Here is a 19,671-nt window from a genome sequence, read left to right as displayed (position 1 = left end):
CTCCGCCTGCTCCAGACCATCGTCGCCGTCGCCGCCGAGAAGAACTCCACCCTCGTCCTGCCCTTCCCCGTCGAACTGCTCCGCTTCCTCGAACGGGCCGCCCAGCAGCCGACGCCGGACCACGAGGTGGAAGAGCGCCCGGAGGCCGGGGGCCGCGTACCCGACCTGTGACACGTGCTACGCGCGTGGTTCCCGGGACGGGCACCAGGTGATAGACACGGCTGGGTCACAGTTCCTGTCCGCCAGCAGGAAGGTTTCCCCATGTCAGAAACCGGGTCCACCACCGGCTCCCCCGCGACACGACGTCAGATGCTCGCCCGCTCGGGCGGCCTCGGCATCGGCATCGCCTTCTCCGGCGCGCTCTCCGAACTCTTCACCGGCACGGCCGCCGCGCAGAACCTCGGCCACAACGGCTACGGGCCCCTGGTCCCCGACCCCGACGGACTGCTCGACCTGCCGAAGGGCTTCCGCTACACGGTGCTCTCCCGCGAGGGCGACCGGCTGCGGTCCGGCGAGGGCCCGGTCCCGTCCAACCACGACGGCATGGCGGCCCTCGCCGGCCGGCACGGCCGCGTCCATCTGGTCCGCAACCACGAGAACCGGGCCGACGGCAGGGTCCCCGTCCCGGCGATCGACGGCCTGACCTACGACCCCGAGGGCAAGGGCGGCTGTACGGCGCTGACCCTGGACCCGCGCGGCCGGGTGCTGTCGGAGCGGGTGGCGATCGCCGGTACGGCGGTGAACTGCGCGGGCGGTCCGACCCCCTGGAACACCTGGCTGACCTGCGAGGAGAACGAGGACAAGGCCGGCACCAACGGCTACACCAAGGACCACGGCTACATCTTCGAGGTCGACGGCGCCGACCCGCGCCGCACGGGCGCCGTACCGCTGACCGCGATGGGCCGCTTCCAGCACGAGGCGATCGCCGTGGACCCGAGGCGGGGCGTGGTCTACGAGACCGAGGACGCCTTCGACCGGCCCTTCGGCCTCTTCTACCGCTTCCTGCCGGAGAAGCCGCTGGGCGGCACCGGTTCGCTGCGCGCGGGCGGCCGGCTCCAGGCGATGCGGGTGCCCGGGGTGCCCGACCTGTCCTCGATCCAGGAGACCGGCGCCGCCTTCGACGGCGTCGAGTGGGTGGACGTACCGGACCCGCAGGCGGCCGGGACCCCCATCCGCTTCCAGGACTTCGGCCCGAAGGGCATCACCCACGCGCAGAAGCTGGAGGGCTGCTACTGGGGCGGACGCTCGGTCTACTTCGTCTCGTCCTACGCCCGCAGCTCCGAGGGTTCGGCGGCCGACCACCACGGCCAGATCTGGCGCTACGACCCGGACCGGCGGCGCCTCACCCTGGTGATCGTCTTCGGTCCGGACACCGACGTCCAGCTGCCCGGTGAGTCGCCGGACAACATCTGCCTCGCTCCCACCGGCGGCCTGATGGTCTGCGAGGACGGCGGAGGCGCCCAGCACGTCTACGGCGTCACCCGGCGCGGCGAGGTCTACGCGCTGGCCCGGGGACGCCAGAACATCGGCACCGCCGAGGAACCGGAGTGGGGCGAGTTCGCCGGGGTCTGCTTCTCCCCGGACGGCGCCACCATGTACCTCAACTGCTACACGCCCGGCACGACGTTCGCCGTGACGGGACCCTGGCGCGGCTAGCGCACCGGCAGCCGGGGGCGGAGGGTGGGCACCCTCCGCCCCCGGCGCGGGCTCGCGGGCTCAGCCCGCCAGCAGGGCGTCCATCTGGCCGACGGCCTGGCTCATCCCCTCCACCATGCCCATCTCGGCCAGCTGCTCCATCTGCTCCCGGGTGTCGAACACGGAACGCAGCTCCATCCGCGTACCGCCGTCGTGCTCCGTGAGCGTCATCCGTACCGAGGTGGTCGGCATCTCGGGGTTCGGCCTGCCCTCCTGGTCGGAGAAGCCGTCGGTGAACTCGAGGGTGGTGGGCGCCGCGACCGAGGAGACCCGCCACCAGCCACCGAACTTCTCGCCCTCCGGGCCGGTCATGTAGTACTTCATGCCGCCGCCGGGGGTCAGGTCGTGCTCCTCGAAGGTCGCCGGGTAGCTCGGCGGGCCCCACCAGCGCTCCAGCAGCCGGGGGTCGGCCCACAGCTGCCACACCCGCTCCACGGGGGCGGTGAAGTCGGCGACGAGGGTGAGGGTGAGATGGTCGACGTCCTTGTCGACGCTGGTGACAGTCATCGGTCCTGTCCTTTCGCAGTGTTGCCGTCGGGGTCGGGTCCGGCGGGACCGGAGGGACGTCCGTCGTCCTCCGTGAGCAGACCGGACATCCGGTCCACCCGGGCCCGCCAGGCCGACTCCAGTTCGTCGAGGGCCCGTCGCGCGCGGCCCACCGCATCGGGATCGGTGCGCACGAGCTGCTCCCGTCCGCTTCGCTCCTTGGTGACCAGACCGGCCCGCTCCAGCACCGTGACGTGTTTCTGCACCGCGGCGAAGCTCATCGGGTACGCCGCGGCCAGACGTGACACGGACAGCTCACCCCGGACACAGCGGCGCAGTATGTCGCGCCGCGTCGCGTCGGCCAGGGCGTGGAACAGCCGGTCCACCGTGCCGTCGGTCTCTTCGATCCCATCTACAACCATTTGGTTGTACGTTAGCCCCGTACCAGCCGTCCCGCAACGGCACAGCCGTGCCGCTGAACTCGACACGCCGGGGTACTCGGCCCCCTATGACGGAGAACCAGCAGGTCAGCGGCTCGTACTGGCTCCAGACGGCGCCGGACGGCCGACACCCCGCACTCATCGGGGACCTCGATGTCGACGTGGCCGTCATCGGCGCGGGCGTCGCCGGCCTGTGCACGGCATGGGAGCTGACACGGGCCGGGAAGAGCGTCGCGGTGCTGGAGGCCGGGCGGGTCGCGGCCGGGGTCACCGGGCACACCACGGCCAAGGTCACCGCCCTGCACACACTGGTCTACGACCGGCTGCGCCGCACCCGGGGCAGCGAGGGCGCGCGGATGTACGCCCGTTCGCAGTCCGAGGCGATCGAGCACACCGCCGGGGTCGTGGCGGAGCTCGGGATCGACTGCGAATGGGAGCGCCGCAGCGCGTACACCTTCGTCCGGGACGCGGACCGGGTCGAGGAGCTGCGCGCGGAGGCCCGGGCGGCGCGGGAGGCGGGCCTGCCGGCGTCGTTCGTGACGGAGACCGGCCTGCCGTTCCCCGTCGCGGGCGCCGTCGAGGTGACGGACCAGGTCCAGTTCCACCCCCGCAAGTACCTGCTGGCCCTCGCCGACGACATCGTGGCGCACGGCGGACGCATCCACGAGGACACCACCGTCGTCGGCCTGGAGGAGGGCTCGCCGTGCCGGCTGTCGACGACGGCCGGGGCCACGGTGACGGCCCGGGACGTCGTGGTCGCCACCCACTACCCGGTGTTCGACCGGGCGCTGCTGTTCACCCGCCTCTCCCCGCGCCGCGAACTGGTCGTCGCCGGGCCGGTCCCGGCCGACCGGGACCCCGACGGCATGTACATCACCCCGGAGGAGAACACCCGCTCGGTCCGCACGGCCCCCTACGGCGAGGACGGCACCCGGCGCCTGCTCGTGGTGACCGGCGAGCACTTCACGCCGGGCACGGGCGACACCCGCGCCCGCTTCGACCGTCTGGCCGCCTGGGCCCGCGAGCACTTCCCCGACGTGGAACTCACCCACTTCTGGGCCACCCAGGACAACGACCCCACCGACACCGTGCCGCTCGTCGGCCCGCTGCACCCGGGCGCCCGGCACACCTATGTCGCCACCGGATTCGGCGGCTGGGGGCTGAGCGGCGGCATGATGGCGGGCCGGCTGCTCGCCGCGCAGATAACGGGTGGGGAGTGCGCCTGGAGCGAGCTGTACGACCCGCGCCGGCTGGCCTCCGCGGTACGCGAGGCGCCGGCGTTCCTCAGGCATCAGGCTCAGGTGGCCAAGCACTTCGTCGGCGACCGGCTGCGGCCCGCGCCGCCGGTGGAGGCCCTGCCGCCGGGCGAGGGCGCGGTGGTCCGGACCGAGGGCGGCCGGGTCGCGGTCCACCGCGACGACGACGGCATGCTGCACGCCGTCTCGGCCCGCTGCACCCATCTCGGCTGTCTGGTCGACTTCAACGCCGCCGAACGCGCCTGGGAGTGCCCCTGCCACGGCTCCCGCTTCGACCCGGAGGGCAACGTCCTCCAGGGCCCGGCGACACGGCCCCTGGAGCGGCGCGACATCTGAGGTCACCGGGGCCGGCACCCACCCGGGTGACACCCGGCCCGACCGGGCCGCACAACGGTACGTACACAACATACCCACTCATATTGTCGTACGGTGATCACTCTCGTACGCCGCACGGCCGCCGTCTGCGTGCTGGCCACCGCGCTCACCGCATGCGCCACCACCCAGCCCGCCCGGCAGCCGCCCCGCCCCGCACCCTCCGCGTCCCCGGCGAAGGCGGCCCCGCCGACCCTCGCCCCCGGAGCCGCGGGCCTGGTCCCGGTCTTCCACAACGGTCCGCGCACCGGCGACCGGACGGTCGCCCTCACCTTCGACGCCGACATGACCGCCGACCAGGGTCCGAGGGCCGCGGCGGGCGAGCACTTCGACCACCCCCGCCTGATCGGGACCCTGCGCGCGCTGAAGGTGCCGGCCACGGTGTTCATGACGGGTCGCTGGGCCGAGGAGTACCCGGACCAGGCCCGCTCCATCGGCCGGGACCCGCTCTTCGAGGTCGCCAACCACTCCTACAGCCACTACGCGTTCACCGGCGACTGCTACGGCCTGCCGACCGTCCCCGCAGACCGGGCGCGGGCGGACGTGGAACGGGCGTACGCGGCGTTCCGGAAGGTGGGTGTCCGGGAGCCCATGCCGTACTTCCGCTTCCCCGGCGGCTGTTACGACCGTAAGGCGCTCAAGGCGCTGGCCCCGGCCGGGGTGACGGCCGTGCAGTGGGACGTGGTGGGCGGCGACGCGTTCGCCACGGACGCGGACGCGGTGGCCCGGCAGGTGCTGGACGGTGTGCGCCCCGGCTCGGTGGTCGTCCTGCACTGCACCCGCAGCGCGGCCCCGACGACGGAACGGGCCGTGCGCGCGATCGTCCCGGAGCTGCGCCGCCAGGGCTACCGCTTCGTCAAGGTGTCCGAACTGATCGCGGCGGCGAACGGCCGGGGCTGAGCCGCCGGGCGGACCTACGCTGGAGGCATGAGCGACACCGAGAACGACTACTGCCTGATCGACGCGTCCAGGCCGCCGAAGGCCGACGGGCCGCCGTACGCGCGGTGCGTGCTGTGCCAGGAGCCGACGGAGTACCCGGAGTCGTACAAGGGCATCACTCTGTGCCCGGTCTGCGAATGGCGGGAGGCGGAGCGCACGTCCTGCTCCGGCTGACGGACCCGTCGTGCGGCTTGGCACACTGATCCCGTGAGCGACGACCGGACGACACCCGCCCCCGACAGCCCCTTCCGCCCCGACCCGGGCGCCCGCGACGAGGCACCCCAGTTCGTGCTGCCCCTGGTGGTCCGCATCGAGCGCGCGGCACCCCCGGCCCGCACGGACGCCCTGGAGACCGCGGCCCGCGCGGTGCTGCTGATGCTGACCGACGAGCGCTCGGTGGGCGAGGGCGAGTGGGCCCGCGCGATGCGCGACTGGCAGGACGCCCGCATCCGCAAGGTGGTCCGCCGGGCGCGCGGCGCGGAGTGGCGCCGCGCGGAGGCCCTTCCCGGCCTCACGGTCACCGGCAAGTCGGCGGAGGTGCGGGTCTTCCCGCCGGTCCCCCTGGACGGCTGGCCCAAGGACCTGGCCCGCCTCCAGGTCTCGGGCACCGACCTCGACGACCCGGAGCCCGCGCCGCCCGTGGATCCCGCGGTCCCCACCCTCTGGCTCAACCCCGACCTCGGCATGTCGGCCGGGAAGGCGATGGCGCAGGCGGGCCACGGCGCCCAGCTGGCCTGGTGGGAGCTCTCGGACGAGGCCCGCGCCGTGTGGCACGCCACCGGCTTCCCGCTGGCGGTCCGCACCGCCGACCCGTCCCGCTGGCCCGCGCTGGTCGCGAGCGGCCTGCCCACGGTCCGCGACGCGGGCTTCACGGAGATCGCCCCGGGCTCCTGCACGGTGGTGGCCGACCACCCGGCGCTGCGGGCCCGCTGAACCGCGGGCACCCGCCGGGGTCACCCGCCGCGGTGACCGGCCTCAGTCGACCGCCACGGCGCGGCGGACGCTCTCGCGCAGCAGTTCGCGCCGCTGCTCGTGGGCGTCGGCGGGTTCGTCGGCGTGGGCCGCGTAGACGTTGCTGACCGGCGACCAGGCCATGGACATGGCGATGACCATGGCCATCAGGTCGAACGGGTCCCCCTGCCGCACCAGCCCCGCGGCCTGCGCCTCGGCGACGGCCCGCAGCTTGCGGTCGTCGAAGCTGTCGTGGTCGGCGACCAGATGGCCGACCGGCCGGCGCTCCAGACGCGCCCAGGTGGCCAGCCGGATGAGGTCGGGGCGCCGGAGGTACTCGTCGTAGAGGCGCACGGCCCAGTCCGCGAGGTCGGTGGCGTCGATCGGCACGACCTCGGTGATCCGGTCCAGCGAGCCCCGGAAGATCGCGTCGAAGAGCTGCTCCTTGTTGCCGAAGTAGGCGTAGAGCTGGGCCTTGTTGGTCCGCGCGGCGGCCACGATCCGCTCGATGCGCGCGCCGGCGATGCCGTGCTCGGCGAACTCCTGGGTGGCTACCTCGAGGATGCGCTGGTAGGTCGCCGCTCCGCGCGCGGTGAGGGGCTGGTCGGGCATGCCCGCAGGCTATCAAACAGACAAGTCGGTTTGCCTTTGTCGGCGACCCGCCGTTACGTTGGATAGACCGAACAGTCTGTTTAAGGGGATCGGCATGCGGTACACAACCGGTTGGCAGGCGGACGGCACGACCGCCGCTCTTCGTCGCACGTCCCTGCGGCGACGGGCGCTGCGGCCCGACGACGTGGCGGTCCGCGTCGACTACTGCGGTGTCTGCCACAGCGATCTGCACGCCCTCGACCAGCACGGCGCCGGGGCGGGCGAACCCCTGGTGCCGGGGCACGAGTTCACGGGAGTGGTCACGGAGACGGGGCCCGAGGTCACCCGCTTCTCCGTGGGCGACCCCGTCGCCGTGGGGAACATCGTGGACTCGTGCGGGGAGTGCCCGATGTGCCGGGCGGGACAGGAGAACTACTGCCACGCCTTCCCGACCCTGACGTACGGCGGCGCCGACCGGCGGGACGGATCGACGACCCTCGGCGGCTTCTCCCGTGAGTACGTCGTCCGGGAGGACTTCGCCCACCCGCTCCCGGCGGGCCTGGACCCCGCCGCCGCGGCTCCCCTGCTCTGCGCCGGGATCACCGTCTGGGAGCCCCTCCGCTCCCTCGGTGTCGGCCCCGGCAGCAGGGTGGCCGTGGCGGGCCTCGGCGGTCTGGGGCACCTCGCGGTCAAGATGGCCGTCGCCCTGGGCGCGGAGACGTCCGTCATCAGCCGCACCGCCGACAAGGCGAAGGACGCCCGCGACCTGGGCGCCCGCGAGCTCGTCGTCTCCACGGACCCGGAGCGGATGCGCGCGGCACGCGAGCGGTTCGACGTCGTCATCGACACCATCTCCGCGCCGCACGACCTCGGCCCCTACCTCCGGCTGGTCGCCCTGGACGGCACCCTCAGCGCGCTCGGCCATCTCGGACCCGTCACCGTGGAGACCATGGACCTGCTCGTCGGCCGCAAGAGGCTCACGTCGGCGGGCAGCGGCGGCCTCCCCGCCACCGCCGCCATGCTGGAGTTCTGCGCCGCGCACGGCATCACGGCCGACATCGAACTGCTCCCCTCCGCACAGGTGAACCGGGCACTGGCCCGGCTCCGGGACAACGACGTGCGCTACCGGTTCGTGCTCGACCTGTCGGACCTGGACTGAGTTTCCGGCCAACGGGTCAGGGCACGGCGTTGAACAGATCGACGGCGCTCTGCTGGCGCGCCGCGTCCACCCGGTCGACCGGCCCGTACCAGCGCAGCCCGTACTGGTCGAGGGCGTTGCGGTCGCTCACGTGGGCGCGGTCGGCCTGACGCCGGAGGTAGGCGGTGTACGGGTGGTCCGGGAGCACGGCGTCGAGTGCTCCCAGCCCTCGCACGTGCGCGCCCTTGAACGACGGTCCGTCCGCCCCGCAGTCGCCGTTCTCGCACGGGTCGCGCAGGACGCCGTCCGCCGTGTGGAGCGCGGGCGTGGTGGTGGCGGCGTCGGCGATCCGCCGTGCGTCGGTGAGCAGGGCGCCGTCGCCCGTCGCCCGGTACAGCTCGGTCAGGGCGCCGAGCAGGACGCCCTGGTTGTACGACCACACCGTGTCGCCGTTGTTGCGGCAGGTGCCGAGATCGATGCCGTCGTTGACCAGGTGCGAGCCGTTGACCATGCCCGTGCCCCGGAACCAGGACCAGCCGGCCCGCGCCCGGTCCAGATGGGTCCGGTCGCCCGGCATCCGGTTGTGGAGCGCGGCGTTGAGCCGGATGTACAGGGAGTTGGAGATCGCGTTCTTGTAGGTGCGCGCGGTGCTCCACCACACCCCGCCGCCGCAGGTGGAGTCCCAGTACGCGGCCATGTGGTCGGCGTCCGCGCGGGCGGTGGCGAGATAGCGGCTGTCGCCGGTCAGGTCGTAGGCGGCCACCCAGGCCAGCCCCCACCAGCCCGTGTCGTCGATGTACTCGTTGCGGAACTGCCCGTCCCGCGCGTTCACGTTCAGGTCGTAGGTGCGGGCGACGGCGTACCGGTAACTGCCCATGCCCGAGGCGCGGATGTTGTCGATCAGGGCCGTGAGGGCGTTCGCGGAGTTCCACCAGCCGGTGGTGGCGAACAGGCCCGTGGAGTAGTCGTAGAACGTCATCAGCCCGGTGGCCGCGGCGGTGCGCCGGTCGCCGGCGTTCCAGGTGGTGCGCGCCCAGGCGGTGCAGGCGATCTCGGGGCGGTCACCGGCCTTGCCGCAGGCCCGCAGCGCGCCGACGCCGTGGCCGCCCCAGTCGTCCACGTTGTACATCGAGGTCCGCCATCCGCGCTGCCCCGACGGTACGACGGTGGCGCCGAGTCTGCTGCCCGAACTCCAGGTACGGCCGCCGTCGAAGGAGCGGTCGAGCCATACCTCGTCGCCCGGGTCGCCGTTGCCGATGGAGGCCCAGCCCATCGCGTCGGCGTCGTCGAAGTGCAGGACGACCGACCGGGAGTGGACGGTCGCCGTGACGGGTGCGCGGTCTCCCGGGGAGAGGGCGGGGTCGCGGCCGTCGCAGTACTTGTTGCAGATCGTCGCCGCGGCGGCCCGGGGGGTGGTGACCGCGCCGTCGGCCGACGCGGTGTGCGGCAGCAGCGCGCACAGGGCGAGGGCGAGCACCGCGGCGGGCCGGAACCGGCGGGATCTCCATGCAGGATTCATGGGCTGCTCCCTGTGGGGGGTGTGAGAGCGCTCTCGCAACGTATTACCAGGCCGGTGAAGCGTCAACGAGTCGTGCGGGCAGGGGAGTTGGACGGAATGTACTGACGCCCGTTCTGCGGTTCGGCACGCCTCTTGCGGGGGCTGTGGCGTGCGGTGTACCAATGAGGACGCAGAACTTGAACGTTGTTCAGCTTTTGCCCGCCGGGGGGACCGACCGAGCCGGAGGAGCCTCAGATGTCCACGGAACGTCGTCCCGTGCGCAGCCGTCGTACCGTCCTACGGGCGGGAGCCCTCACCGGCCTGGGCCTGGCGGGTGCCCGCATCGTGGCCCCCGACCGGGCAACCGCCGCCCCCGGCACCGGTTTTCTCGTCGGCCGGGGTCTGGCCGACGCCACCGGTGAGGTCGCCGAGGTCGGGATGATGGGGTACGGCCGGTTCGACCAGCAGGCCGCGGGACTGCACACCCGGTTGCGGGCACGCGCCTTCGTCGTGGCCGACGAGGCGAGCGGCCGGCGGGTGATGCTGATCGTCGCCGACTCGCCGATGATCTTCGAGAGCGTGCACCGGGCGGTACTGCGCCGGCTCGCCGAGGCGTACGGCGATCTCTACACCGCGCGGAACGTGCTCATCACCGCCACCCACACCCATGCCGGTCCCGGGGGCTACGCGCACCATCTGCTGTACAACACGACCACGTTCGGCTTCCACCGCAAGACCTTCGAGGCGGTGGCGGACGGCCTGTTCGAGGCGGCGCAACGGGCCCACGAGGACCTCGCACCATCCGAACTGGTGCTCAGCCACGGCACGTTGACCGGGGCCAGCGTCAACCGCTCCCGGTCCGCCTTCGACCGCAACCCCAAGGCCGACCGCGACCACTTCCCGGACGCCGTGGACACGCACACCACCCTGCTGCGGGTGGAGCGGGCCGGGCGCACCGTCGGGGCCGTCAACTGGTTCCCGGTGCACAGTACGAGCATGTCCGGCGACAACCGTCTCATCAGCGCGGACAACAAGGGGTACGCGGCCTACCACTGGGAGCGCGAGGTCCACGAGGTCGACTATCTGGCCGACGGCTCCCCGGCGTTCGTCTCGGCGTTCGCCCAGACCAACAGCGGCGACATGTCGCCCAACCTGGATCTGAAGCCGCCCACCACACCGGAGGACTTCGCGCACACCCGCGCCAACGGACTGCGGCAGTACGAGGCCGCGGCGGCCCAACTCCACGAACCCGGCACCCGGTTGACCGGTCCGGTCGACTCCCGGCTGGTGTACGTCGACCTCTCCGACGTCACGGTCCGCCCCGAGTTCACCGGCGACGGACGCACCCACCGGACCTCGAAGCCCTGCGTCGGCGCCGCCATGGCGGCCGGCAGCCTGGAGGACGGTCCGGCCTTCCCCGGATTCGAGGAAGGGGAGAACCCCTTCTGGGACGCCATTTCCGACTCCGTGATCTACACGGTCTCACCCGAACTGAAGCAGGCACAGGCCCCGAAGGACGTCTTCGTCCCCATCGGGGAGATGAACCGGATCTACCCGTGGGTGCAGGAGCGGGTGCCGGTGATGCTGGTCCGCATCGGCGGCCTCCACCTCATCGGCATCCCGGGCGAGGTCACCGTCTGCGCGGGGCTGCGGCTGCGGCGGACGGTCGCCGGGATCATGGGCGCGGACCTCGACGACGTCCTCGTCGCCGGGTACTCGAACGCGTACTTCCACTACCTGACCACCCCCGAGGAGTACGACGCGCAGCAGTACGAGGGCGGCAGCACCCTCTTCGGCCGCTGGCAGCTCCCGGCGCTCCAGCAGACCGTCGCGGAACTGGCCACCTCCCTGCGCGACGGCACGGACCTGCCGCTCGGGCCCGAGCCCCCGGACCTCTCCGGCAAGGCGCTCTCCCTTCAGCCCGGTGTGGTGCTGGACACGCCGCCCGTCTTCCGGAAGTTCGGGGACGTGCTGCTGCCGCCACGGGAGACCTACCGGGCCGGTGAGAGGGTCGAGGCCGTCTTCGCGGGCGCCCACCCGGGCAACGACCTCCACCGGGGCGAGACGTATCTGACCGTCCAGCACCGCCGGCCCGACGGAACCTGGCGCACGGTGGCCGACGACGGCGACTGGTCCACCCGCTTCCACTGGAAGCGCGACGGAATCGCGGCCTCCCGCATCACCATCACCTGGGACGTCCCACAGGATCCCGTCCCCGGCACGTACCGCATCGCCTACCACGGCGACGCCCGCACCCTCACCGGCACGATCACCCCGTTCACGGGCACGTCCCCGTCCTTCACGGTCCGCTGACCGCGGGCGGCTTCGCGATCGGTCAGGCCGGCTGGGAGCCGGGGCGTGCCCGTACCACCCACATGTATCCGGCCAGACCGAGTGCTCCCCGGACCATGAGGTCGGCCCACACCGCCACGGTGCCGGGCCCGGCCTCCCAGCCTGAGGCCCGGAGCAGCAGCAGGCTCAGCCCGCCCGCCGCGACGACCGCGCTCCCGTACCCCACCCACGTGGAACGGCTCCCGCCCAGCCACGCTCCCAGCAGCCCCGCCGGCATCTGCACCGTCACGTGGAAGACCGCACAGACCAGCGGAACGGCGAGCAGCAGGAGGAAGGGAGCCTCCGCGGTGGGATCACCCGGCGGGGTCGCGTAGCCGGCGTCCGCCATCCAGGCCGGCGGCACCAGGAAGGTGAGCAGGAGGACGCCCCCACTCACATGCATGGCACCGAGCTGCCGCCACACCCCGACACCCCACCCCCGGCCGCCCGGCCCACCGGCTCTCCCGCCCATGCTTCCCTCCCACGGCACGCAGCCGTAGGCGATCGTAGTCAGCCGGCCACCGCCGACGACGCCCAACCGGCACCAACCTCAAATGTTGCTCTGAAGGTCGCCGGGGGGCGGTTCGGGGGTGGGGGGTGGGGTCATAAACGTCTCACCTACGGGGGCCGGGGGGCCTGAGGAGGAGGGGACCATGGTGCGGCTGGGAACGGGGATCGGGTGGCGGCCGGAGATCGCGGAGGCCGTCGAGGGGATGCCGGGCATCGACTGGGTCGAGGTCGTCGCCGAGAACGTGTGTCCGGGGCATCTGCCGGAGTCGCTGCTGCGGCTGCGCCGGCGCGGGGTGACCGTCGTGCCGCACGGGGTCTCGCTGGGGCTGGGCGGGGCCGAGCGGCCCGACGAGGGGCGGCTGGCCGCTCTCGCCGAGCGGGCGGAGACGCTCGGGTCGCCGCTCGTCACCGAGCACATCGCGTTCGTACGGGCGGGCGGCGCGCTGACCGCGTCCGAGCGGCTCGAGGCCGGGCATCTGCTGCCCGTGCCGCGCACCCGTGACGCCCTCGACGTGCTGTGCGAGAACGTCCGCATCGCTCAGGACGCGCTGCCGGTGCCGCTCGCCGTCGAGAACATCGCCGCGCTGATCTCGTGGCCCGGCGAGGAGATGACCGAGGGACAGTTCCTGTACGAGCTGGCCGACCGGACCGGCGTACGGCTGCTCATCGACGTCGCCAACCTGCACACCAACCACGTCAACCGGGGCGAGGACCCGGCCAAGGCGCTCGCCGAACTGCCCCTGGAGGCCATCGCGTACGTCCATGTCGCGGGCGGGTTCGAGCGGGACGGCGTGTGGCACGACAGCCACGCCCACCCCGTTCCGCGTCCGGTGCTCGACGTCCTCACCGACCTCGCCTCCCGGGTCTCCCCTCCCGGCGTACTGCTGGAGCGGGACGAGAACTTCCCCGAGGCGGAGGAGATGGAGCGGGAGCTGAGGGCGATCCGGCGGGCCGTCGAGGAGGGGGCGGAGCGGCGGGACGCGGGCGCGGGCGCGGCGGCGGTCGTGGGGGTCCGCCCCGAGCCACGGCAGGGCTCCCGCGAAGCCGCGCGCCAGCGGCTCGCGCTCGCGCAGACCGCGGTGCTGTCCGCGCTGGTCGCCGGGACGCCCGTGCCGGAGGGGTTCGACCGGGCGCGCATGGGCGTGCAGGCGCGGGCGCTGGCCGCCAAGCGGGCCGACGTCGTCGCCAAGGTCGCGCCCGAGCTGCCGGTGATCCTGGGGGACGGCTACCGGGCCGCGTTCCTCGCCTACGCCCAGACGCGGCCGATGACCGACGGATACCGGCGGGACGCGCTGGACTTCGCCGAGTGGCTGCTGCCGGCCGGGCGGCCGGTCGAGGAGTGGGAGCGGCGCGCGTTGCGGGAGTGGTGGCTGGAGCGGTCGGGTCCGAAGCCCCGGTCGACCAGGCCGGCGGTGCGGCTGGCCCGGGCCACGCGACGGGTGCTCCTGCGGCGCTGACCGGCGGCAGCCGCCCAAAGCCAAATGGAACGTCACATACCGACAACACTCCGTCCCGGATTGTGAACAAGGCATGGTGTTCTCGCGACCGTGTCACTTACAAACAACTCATGTTCTGGGTCCCTCTTCTGCTCCTGGCCTGGGCCGTCGCCGGCGCGACCTGCCTGCGGCTGTGCCTGGCCGCCGTACGCGGGGCCGCCGCCCCGGCCGACGACGACGCGGGAGCGGGACGCGATCTGACGCTGTACGAGGCCGCGTTCCTGTCCGGCGGCCCCCGGCGGGTCGCCGACGTCACGCTCGTCGCGATGGCCCGTCAGCGGCGGCTGCTGCTGGCGCACACGGGCTGGGCGACGGTCGTCGATCCGCGCGGGCGGGACGAGATGGAGCGGTCGGTGATAGGGGCGATAGGGCCGGAGGGCCAGTCGCCCATCGCCCCGGTACGGGCCGCCGCGGCGACCGCGGACGCCGTGCGCGGGATCGCCGACCGGCTGGTCGGCGCCGGGCTGGCGGTGCCCGACGGCGCCGGGACGACCGTCGCGGACGCGGTGCGTCAGGTGCGGCTCGCTGTACCGGCCGTCGCGGGACTGGGGGCCGCGGCGGTGTTCATGCCCGTCGCGCCGGACATGCCGCGCCATCTGGTCGCCCTGTGGTTCGCGCTGCCGCTGGTCCTCACCCTGGGCTGTCTGGCCATCGCCCGGTTCGAGGTGCACCCGTACTCGCGCTGGGCGTCCCCGGCCGGCCAGCGCCTGCTGGGCGCGCTCCCCCGCCGCGCCGACGAGGCCGGTGACGACCGTACGTATCTCACGTCCGTCGCGGTCCGCGGCATCCGGGCGGTGGGCGAGCCGGAGCTGCGCGCCGCCTTCGCGCACCGGGAGCCTCCTCGGGGGGATTGACGCCGACACCCCGGCGGACGGTCCTTGCCTCGGGCCACCACCGAACAGAAATATCCCTTTTGTCGCCATCGCGCACCGAAGGGACAGTCGATGAGAACCACCGCCGTCCATGTGGCCGCCGGGTCCTTGCTGCTCACCACCCTGGCCGCCGCCCCGGCCGGCGCGGGGACCGCCGCCGCCCCCGGGGCCGCCGAACTGCGCGGCACCGCCGTGGCCGCCGCCCGCGCCGCGGCCGAGGGCATCGACTTCGGCCCGTGCCCGGAGGCGGACGGGCTTCCCGGCACCGTCCGGTGCGGCACCGTCGCCGTCCCGCTCGACTACGCCCGTCCGAACGGCGAGCGGATCCGACTCACCGTCAGCCGCACCCCGGCCACCGGGAAGGACCCGGACGACAGCAAGCGCAAGGTGCCCCGGCAGGGCGCCCTCGTCCACAACCCGGGCGGCCCCGGCGCCACCGGCATGTACTTCCCGATGATGGGCGCGCTCCCCGAGTGGAAGCGCCTCGCGGCGGCGTACGACCTCGTCGGCTACGCCCCGCGCGGAGTGGGCCGTTCGGCACCGCTGTCCTGCACGGACCCCGGGACGTTCTTCAACGGCCCGGCCGAGTCACCGGTCCACCCCTCGGCGGCGTACAAGCGGGAGCGCGTCGCCCGGGCCAAGGCGTACGCGCGGGGCTGCGCCGAGCGGACGGGCGACGCGCTGAAGCACTACAACTCGCTCAACAACGCCCGGGACCTGGACGTCCTGCGCGCCGCGCTCGGCGAGAACCGTCTGACGTATCTGGGATCGTCGTACGGCACCTACTTCGGGGCGCTGTACGCCACCATGTTCCCCTCGCACGTACGGCGGATGGTGTTCGACTCCGCGGTGGACCCGGACCCGGAGCGGATCTGGTACCGCAACAACCTCGACCAGTCGGCGGCGTTCGAGGACCGCTGGGCGGACTTCCGGGCCTGGGCCGCCCGGCACGACGACGTGTACGGGCTGGGTCGCACGGCGGACGCGGTGCAGGGGAGCTACGAGAAGGCGCGTGCCCGGCTGGCGCAGGAACCGGCGGGCGGGACGGTCGGGCCGGGGCAGTTGCAGGCGGCCTTCCTCAAGGCCGGGTACTACGACGACTACTGGCCGCATCGCGCGCACGCGCTGTCCGCGTATCTGAAGGGCGACCCCGGACCGCTGGTGGAGCAGGCCCAGGACCTGCCGGAGGCCGCGGCGGAGGCGGAGAACTCACGGGCGGTGTATCTCGCCGTGGAGTGCAACGACGCGCCCTGGCCGACGGACTGGGCGGTGTGGGACCGGGACAACACCCGGCTCGCGCGCCGCGCGCCCTTCGAGACCTGGGCCAACGTGTGGACCAATCTGCCCTGCGCCTACTGGCCGGCACCCCGGCAACGGCCGCTGGACGTGCGGGCCGGGCACGGTGAACTGCCGCCCACCCTCGTCCTGGCGGCCGAGCGGGACGCGGCCACCCCGTACGACGGTGCCCTGGAGCTGCACCGGCGGCTGGCGGGATCGACGCTGGTGACCGAGCGGGACGCCGGCGGCCACGGCCTCGCGGGCGGGCCCAACGCCTGTGTGAACGGCCACCTGGAGGCGTATCTCCTGGACGGCCGGGTCCCGGGGCGGCGCGCGTCCTGCGCACCGCACCCGGCACCGAGGCCGAAGCCGGAGTCGGCGGGCCCGCGGGCCGAGGAGCCCCGGCCCGCCGCCTGATCAGGCCAGGCCCGCGACCAGTTCCGCGACGTCCTTGCGGCGGCCCGTGAAGAACGGGACCTCCTCGCGGACGTGCATCCGGGCCTCCGAGCCGCGCAGATGGCGCATGAGGTCGACGATGCGGTGCAGCTCGTCGGCCTCGAAGGCGAGGATCCACTCGTAGTCGCCCAGCGAGAAGGAGGCGACCGTGTTGGCGCGCACGTCGGGGTAGCCGCGGGCCATCTTGCCGTGGTCGGCGAGCATGCGGCGGCGGTCCTCGTCGGGCAGCAGGTACCAGTCGTAGGAGCGCACGAAGGGGTAGACGCTCACATAGTCGCGGGGCGTCTCGTCGGCGAGGAACGCCGGGATGTGCGACCGGTTGAACTCGGCGGGCCGGTGCAGCGCCATGTTCGACCAGACCGGCTCCAGCGCGCGGCCCAGCTTGGTGCGGCGGAAGAGGTTGTACGCCTCCTGGAGCTGGTCGGCGGTCTCCGCGTGCCACCAGATCATGAGGTCGGCGTCCGCGCGCAGGCCCGACAGGTCGTAGGTGCCGCGGACCGTGACGTCCTTGGCGGCGAGCTGGTCGAACAGCTCCTGGACCTCGTCGGCGTACCCGGAGCGGTCCTCGGGCAGCACGTCCTTCAGTTTGAAGACGGACCAGAGGGTGTAGCGGATGACCTCGTTGAGGTCCTTGGCCAGCTTGCCCTTGTTCGGGATCCGGTCGGCGGCGGGGGTGGTGGCGTCGTCACTCATGTCCTCATTCTCCTGCTCCTCCGTGGAGGCTCTGCACCGGGTCGGCGGTGAGTTGCTGCACACCGTGCGGGTCACCGTGGATCTGGTCGGCGGCGGCGTACGCGCTCGCGACGCACGCGGGGATGCCGACGCCGTCGTAGGCCGCGCCGCACACGGCGAGACCGGCGAGCCCGGCGAGGTGCTCGCGCACGCGGGCCACGCGCGCGTGGTGGCCGACGGGGTACTGGGGCAGTCCGTCCCGCCAGCGGGTGACGCGGGTCGCGACCGGGCCGGCGTCCAGGCCGACGGCCGCCTTCAGGTCGTGCCGGGCGACGTCCACGAGGTCGGCGTCGTCGCGGCGGAGGATCTCCGTCTCGCCGTGCCGGCCCACGGAGGCGCGCAGGACGACCAGGTCCGGGTTCTCGTCGGCGATCCAGCCCCACTTGTGGGAGGAGAACGTGGACGCCTTGATGGTGTGCCCGTCGACGGGCGGCACCAGGAATCCGCTGCCCTCGGGCAGCTCGGTCCCCGCGCGGCGGTAGGCGAGGGTGATCAGCGCCATGGAGGCGTACTCGACGCCGGCGAGTTCGGCGGCGGCTCCGGGGGCCTCGCCGCGCAGCAGGGCGGCGGCGGCCGGGGCGGGTACGGCGACGACGACCGCGTCGGCCCGCAGGACCCGGTCCCCGGCGACGACCCGCCAGCCCTCCTCCGGCTCGCGGCGCAGCTCCGTGACCGGGGTGCCGGTGAGGATCTCCGCGCCGCGCGCCCGCAGCGAGTCGGCGACGGCGAGCGGAAGGGTGCCGATCCCGCCCGCGAGGCCCATGAAGACGGGTCCGGCCTGCGGCGCGGCGGTGGACTTCGCCTGGAGGTCGCGGACCGCCTCGGTCAGGGAGGTGTGGGTCCGCGCCGCCTCGAAGAGCTGCGGGACCGCCGAGCGCATCGAGATGCGGTACGCGTCGCCCGCGTACACCCCGCCCAGCAGGGGCTCCACCAGGCGGTCGACGACCTCGCGGCCGACGCGCGCCGCCACGTACTCACCGACGGCCACGTCGTCGCCGACCTCGGTGCGGGGCAGGTCGGCGTCGCGCTCGATCCGGGCCAGCCCCTCGTCGGACAGCACTCCCGCGAGGGCGGCGGCGGTGCCGGGTACGCCCATGACGTGGCCCTTGGGCATGGGGTGCAGGGCTCCCCGGCTCCAGAGCGCGGCGGTCGCGGTGGCGGGCGGCTGGAGCCGGTCGGCGAGGCCCACCTCGCGGGCGAGACCGACCGCCTCGGGGCGGCGGGCCAGCATCGACTCCGCGCCGAGGTCCACGCGCGCGCCCGCGATCTCGCCCGGCAGCAGCTTGCCGCCGACCCGCTCCGAGGCCTCCAGCACCGTCACCCGCGCCCCGTGCCCCAGCAGCCGGTGCGCGGCGGCCAGCCCGGCGATTCCGGCTCCGACGACAACGACGTGCTGCCCCGGGCCCGCATGTGATCCGCTCATGGCTCCACCTTCTCAAACGCCACCGACGGTCCCGCCAGGGCCATGTGGCCCTGCCGAGTCCCTACCGTGACCGCATCGGGACCGTTCGGCCCCAACGTCCCGCGCCCCTGCCGCGTCGAAGGAGCGTCAGTCATCACGACGCCGGGGGAGACCCATATGCGCACACGACGATCCCTACGATCCGCCCACGCCCTGGCCGGGCTCCTGCTGGCGGCGGCCCTCGCCGTCAGCGGGTGCAGCGGCGCGGGCGACTCCGCCGCCGGGTCCACGGCCGACAAGGCCGCCGCACCGGAGGGGCAGGCGGCACAGGAGGACGCCAAGCAGGGCGCCCCCGGTGGCGCGGCGGACGGCGCGAAGGCGACCGCCGCGCCGCCGAGGGCCACCGCGAACCGCATCATCCGCACCGCCTCCCTGACCGTGCGGGTGAAGGACGTCCCGAAGGCGCTGGACGAGGCCCGCACGACGACCGAGAACGCGGGCGGCTACATCGGCGACGAGACCACCGACCGGGACGAGGACGGCCACGAGCACACGCGCGTCGTGCTGCGCGTGCCCGTCGAGAAGTACGAGGAGGTCCTCGCCGGCCTGGAGGGCACGGGCAAGCTCCTCGAACGCACGGCGAAGGCGCAGGACGTCACCGACCAGGTGGTCGACGTGGAGAGCCGGATCACCTCGCAGCGGGCCAGCGTGGCCCGGATCCGCGAGCTGATGGACCGGGCCACCAAGCTCAGCGACGTGGTCACCCTGGAGGGCGAGCTGAGCAGCCGCCAGGCCGATCTGGAGGCCCTGCTGGCCCAGCAGGCGTCCCTGAAGGACCGTACGAGCCTGGCCACCATCACCCTGTCCCTCTCCGAGTCACCGGTGCGGGAGGCGGCCGAGGACGACGACCCCGGCTTCATGGACGCGCTCGCCGGGGGCTGGGAGGCGTTCCTCACGATGCTGCGGTGGCTGGCCGTGGCGATCGGCGCGGTGCTGCCGTTCGCGGCGGTGACGGCGCTGCTCGTCCTGCTGTGGCTGAAGGCCGTACGCCCCCGGCTGCCCCGCCGCCCGGAGCCGCGCCCGGTGACGACCGCCCTGGGCCCGCTGCCCGCCGCCCCGCCGGTGCCCTCCTCCGCGCCCCGGCAGGCACCGGACCGCGCGGACGACGGGAACGGGAAGGACTGACAGGGGCCGGCGGACCCTCGGGCGAACCCGAAACACCCCGCCT

18 protein-coding genes and 1 pseudogene are annotated in these 19,671 nt (G+C 73.5%); 12 read left to right on the top strand and 7 right to left on the bottom strand.

Annotated features, from left to right (window positions below; all coding sequences use genetic code 11):
* Both ACZ470_RS37430 and ACZ470_RS37425 read left to right on the top strand, forming a co-directional pair.
* A pseudogene (locus tag ACZ470_RS37430) lies at positions 1-171 on the top strand (slipin family protein); the annotation flags it as partial.
* A 90-nt stretch (positions 172-261) separates the two neighbouring features.
* Positions 262-1,656 carry an alkaline phosphatase PhoX gene (locus ACZ470_RS37425; RefSeq protein WP_468434427.1) on the top strand — a complete coding sequence of 465 codons (1,395 nt, stop codon included), beginning with the start codon at positions 262-264 and terminating at the stop codon, positions 1,654-1,656.
* 60 nt (positions 1,657-1,716) lie between these two features.
* On the opposite strand, the gene ACZ470_RS37420 is transcribed toward ACZ470_RS37425, so the two are convergent.
* Together ACZ470_RS37420 and ACZ470_RS37415 are read right to left on the bottom strand one after the other, a co-directional pair.
* Entirely contained in the window at positions 1,717-2,202 is a 486-nt protein-coding gene (locus ACZ470_RS37420; protein ID WP_468434426.1) for an SRPBCC family protein, read from the bottom strand.
* Complete coding sequence (locus tag ACZ470_RS37415) at positions 2,199-2,603, bottom strand: ArsR/SmtB family transcription factor (RefSeq protein ID WP_468434425.1); 405 nt, start codon at positions 2,601-2,603, stop codon at positions 2,199-2,201. Before ACZ470_RS37415 ends, ACZ470_RS37420 begins: the two co-directional genes overlap by 4 nt.
* Before the next feature lie 86 nt (positions 2,604-2,689).
* Here ACZ470_RS37415 and ACZ470_RS37410 point away from each other — a divergent pair, with 86 nt between their 5' ends.
* The 4 genes from ACZ470_RS37410 (at position 2,690) to ACZ470_RS37395 (ending at position 6,121) form a co-directional block, all read left to right on the top strand.
* Complete coding sequence (locus ACZ470_RS37410) at positions 2,690-4,213, top strand: FAD-dependent oxidoreductase (protein ID WP_468434424.1); 1,524 nt, start codon at positions 2,690-2,692, stop codon at positions 4,211-4,213.
* 93 nt (positions 4,214-4,306) lie between these two features.
* The gene (locus ACZ470_RS37405) at positions 4,307-5,149 is read left to right on the top strand and encodes a polysaccharide deacetylase family protein (protein WP_468434423.1); all 843 of its coding nucleotides are present in this window, start codon (positions 4,307-4,309) and stop codon (positions 5,147-5,149) included.
* A gap of 27 nt (positions 5,150-5,176) precedes the next feature.
* On the top strand, positions 5,177-5,362 hold the full coding sequence (locus tag ACZ470_RS37400) for a hypothetical protein (RefSeq protein WP_468434422.1): 186 nt from the start codon (positions 5,177-5,179) through the stop codon (positions 5,360-5,362).
* 33 nt (positions 5,363-5,395) lie between these two features.
* Positions 5,396-6,121 carry an aminoacyl-tRNA hydrolase gene (locus ACZ470_RS37395; protein WP_468434421.1) on the top strand — a complete coding sequence of 242 codons (726 nt, stop codon included), beginning with the start codon at positions 5,396-5,398 and terminating at the stop codon, positions 6,119-6,121.
* A gap of 42 nt (positions 6,122-6,163) precedes the next feature.
* Here ACZ470_RS37395 and ACZ470_RS37390 read toward each other — a convergent pair whose 3' ends face one another.
* Positions 6,164-6,751: a TetR/AcrR family transcriptional regulator gene (locus ACZ470_RS37390; RefSeq protein WP_468434420.1), complete on the bottom strand. Its 588-nt coding sequence runs from the start codon at positions 6,749-6,751 to the stop codon at positions 6,164-6,166.
* Positions 6,752-6,845: 94 nt separating this feature from the next.
* Between ACZ470_RS37390 and ACZ470_RS37385 the strand changes: the two genes are divergently transcribed.
* Positions 6,846-7,889 (top strand): NAD(P)-dependent alcohol dehydrogenase, encoded by a 1,044-nt coding sequence (locus ACZ470_RS37385; protein WP_468434419.1) that lies wholly within the window; start codon positions 6,846-6,848, stop codon positions 7,887-7,889.
* 16 nt (positions 7,890-7,905) lie between these two features.
* Here ACZ470_RS37385 and ACZ470_RS37380 read toward each other — a convergent pair whose 3' ends face one another.
* Positions 7,906-9,387 (bottom strand): glycoside hydrolase family 76 protein, encoded by a 1,482-nt coding sequence (locus ACZ470_RS37380; protein ID WP_468434418.1) that lies wholly within the window; start codon positions 9,385-9,387, stop codon positions 7,906-7,908.
* Positions 9,388-9,621: 234 nt separating this feature from the next.
* Here ACZ470_RS37380 and ACZ470_RS37375 point away from each other — a divergent pair, with 234 nt between their 5' ends.
* A complete protein-coding gene (locus ACZ470_RS37375) occupies positions 9,622-11,679 on the top strand; it encodes a neutral/alkaline ceramidase (RefSeq protein ID WP_468434417.1) in 2,058 nt (685 codons plus the stop codon).
* A 22-nt stretch (positions 11,680-11,701) separates the two neighbouring features.
* On the opposite strand, the gene ACZ470_RS37370 is transcribed toward ACZ470_RS37375, so the two are convergent.
* Positions 11,702-12,169: a hypothetical protein gene (locus tag ACZ470_RS37370; RefSeq protein ID WP_468434416.1), complete on the bottom strand. Its 468-nt coding sequence runs from the start codon at positions 12,167-12,169 to the stop codon at positions 11,702-11,704.
* 181 nt (positions 12,170-12,350) lie between these two features.
* On the opposite strand from ACZ470_RS37370, the gene ACZ470_RS37365 reads away from it, so the two are divergent.
* The 3 genes from ACZ470_RS37365 to ACZ470_RS37355 all read left to right on the top strand — a co-directional run bounded on the left by ACZ470_RS37365 (position 12,351) and on the right by ACZ470_RS37355 (position 16,270).
* Positions 12,351-13,664 (top strand): MbnB/TglH/ChrH family RiPP precursor modification enzyme, encoded by a 1,314-nt coding sequence (locus ACZ470_RS37365; RefSeq protein ID WP_468434415.1) that lies wholly within the window; start codon positions 12,351-12,353, stop codon positions 13,662-13,664.
* A gap of 110 nt (positions 13,665-13,774) precedes the next feature.
* Positions 13,775-14,557 carry a TIGR04222 domain-containing membrane protein gene (locus tag ACZ470_RS37360; protein ID WP_468434414.1) on the top strand — a complete coding sequence of 261 codons (783 nt, stop codon included), beginning with the start codon at positions 13,775-13,777 and terminating at the stop codon, positions 14,555-14,557.
* A gap of 90 nt (positions 14,558-14,647) precedes the next feature.
* A complete protein-coding gene (locus ACZ470_RS37355; RefSeq protein ID WP_468434413.1) occupies positions 14,648-16,270 on the top strand; it encodes an alpha/beta hydrolase in 1,623 nt (540 codons plus the stop codon).
* On the opposite strand, the gene hemQ is transcribed toward ACZ470_RS37355, so the two are convergent.
* Together hemQ and hemG are read right to left on the bottom strand one after the other, a co-directional pair.
* The gene (gene hemQ / locus ACZ470_RS37350) at positions 16,271-17,002 is read right to left on the bottom strand and encodes a hydrogen peroxide-dependent heme synthase (RefSeq protein ID WP_468434412.1); all 732 of its coding nucleotides are present in this window, start codon (positions 17,000-17,002) and stop codon (positions 16,271-16,273) included.
* A 4-nt stretch (positions 17,003-17,006) separates the two neighbouring features.
* Positions 17,007-18,464, bottom strand: a complete 1,458-nt coding sequence (gene hemG, locus ACZ470_RS37345; RefSeq protein WP_468434411.1) for a protoporphyrinogen oxidase — start codon at positions 18,462-18,464, stop codon at positions 17,007-17,009.
* A 156-nt stretch (positions 18,465-18,620) separates the two neighbouring features.
* Here hemG and ACZ470_RS37340 point away from each other — a divergent pair, with 156 nt between their 5' ends.
* A complete protein-coding gene (locus ACZ470_RS37340; RefSeq protein ID WP_468434410.1) occupies positions 18,621-19,628 on the top strand; it encodes a DUF4349 domain-containing protein in 1,008 nt (335 codons plus the stop codon).
* The last annotated feature ends 43 nt before the right edge of the window (positions 19,629-19,671 follow it).

Source organism: Streptomyces sp. NPDC031111 (genome assembly GCF_055570675.1).
Note: the sequence above shows the minus strand (reverse complement) of the source record. Positions and strands in the feature narration are given on the sequence as shown.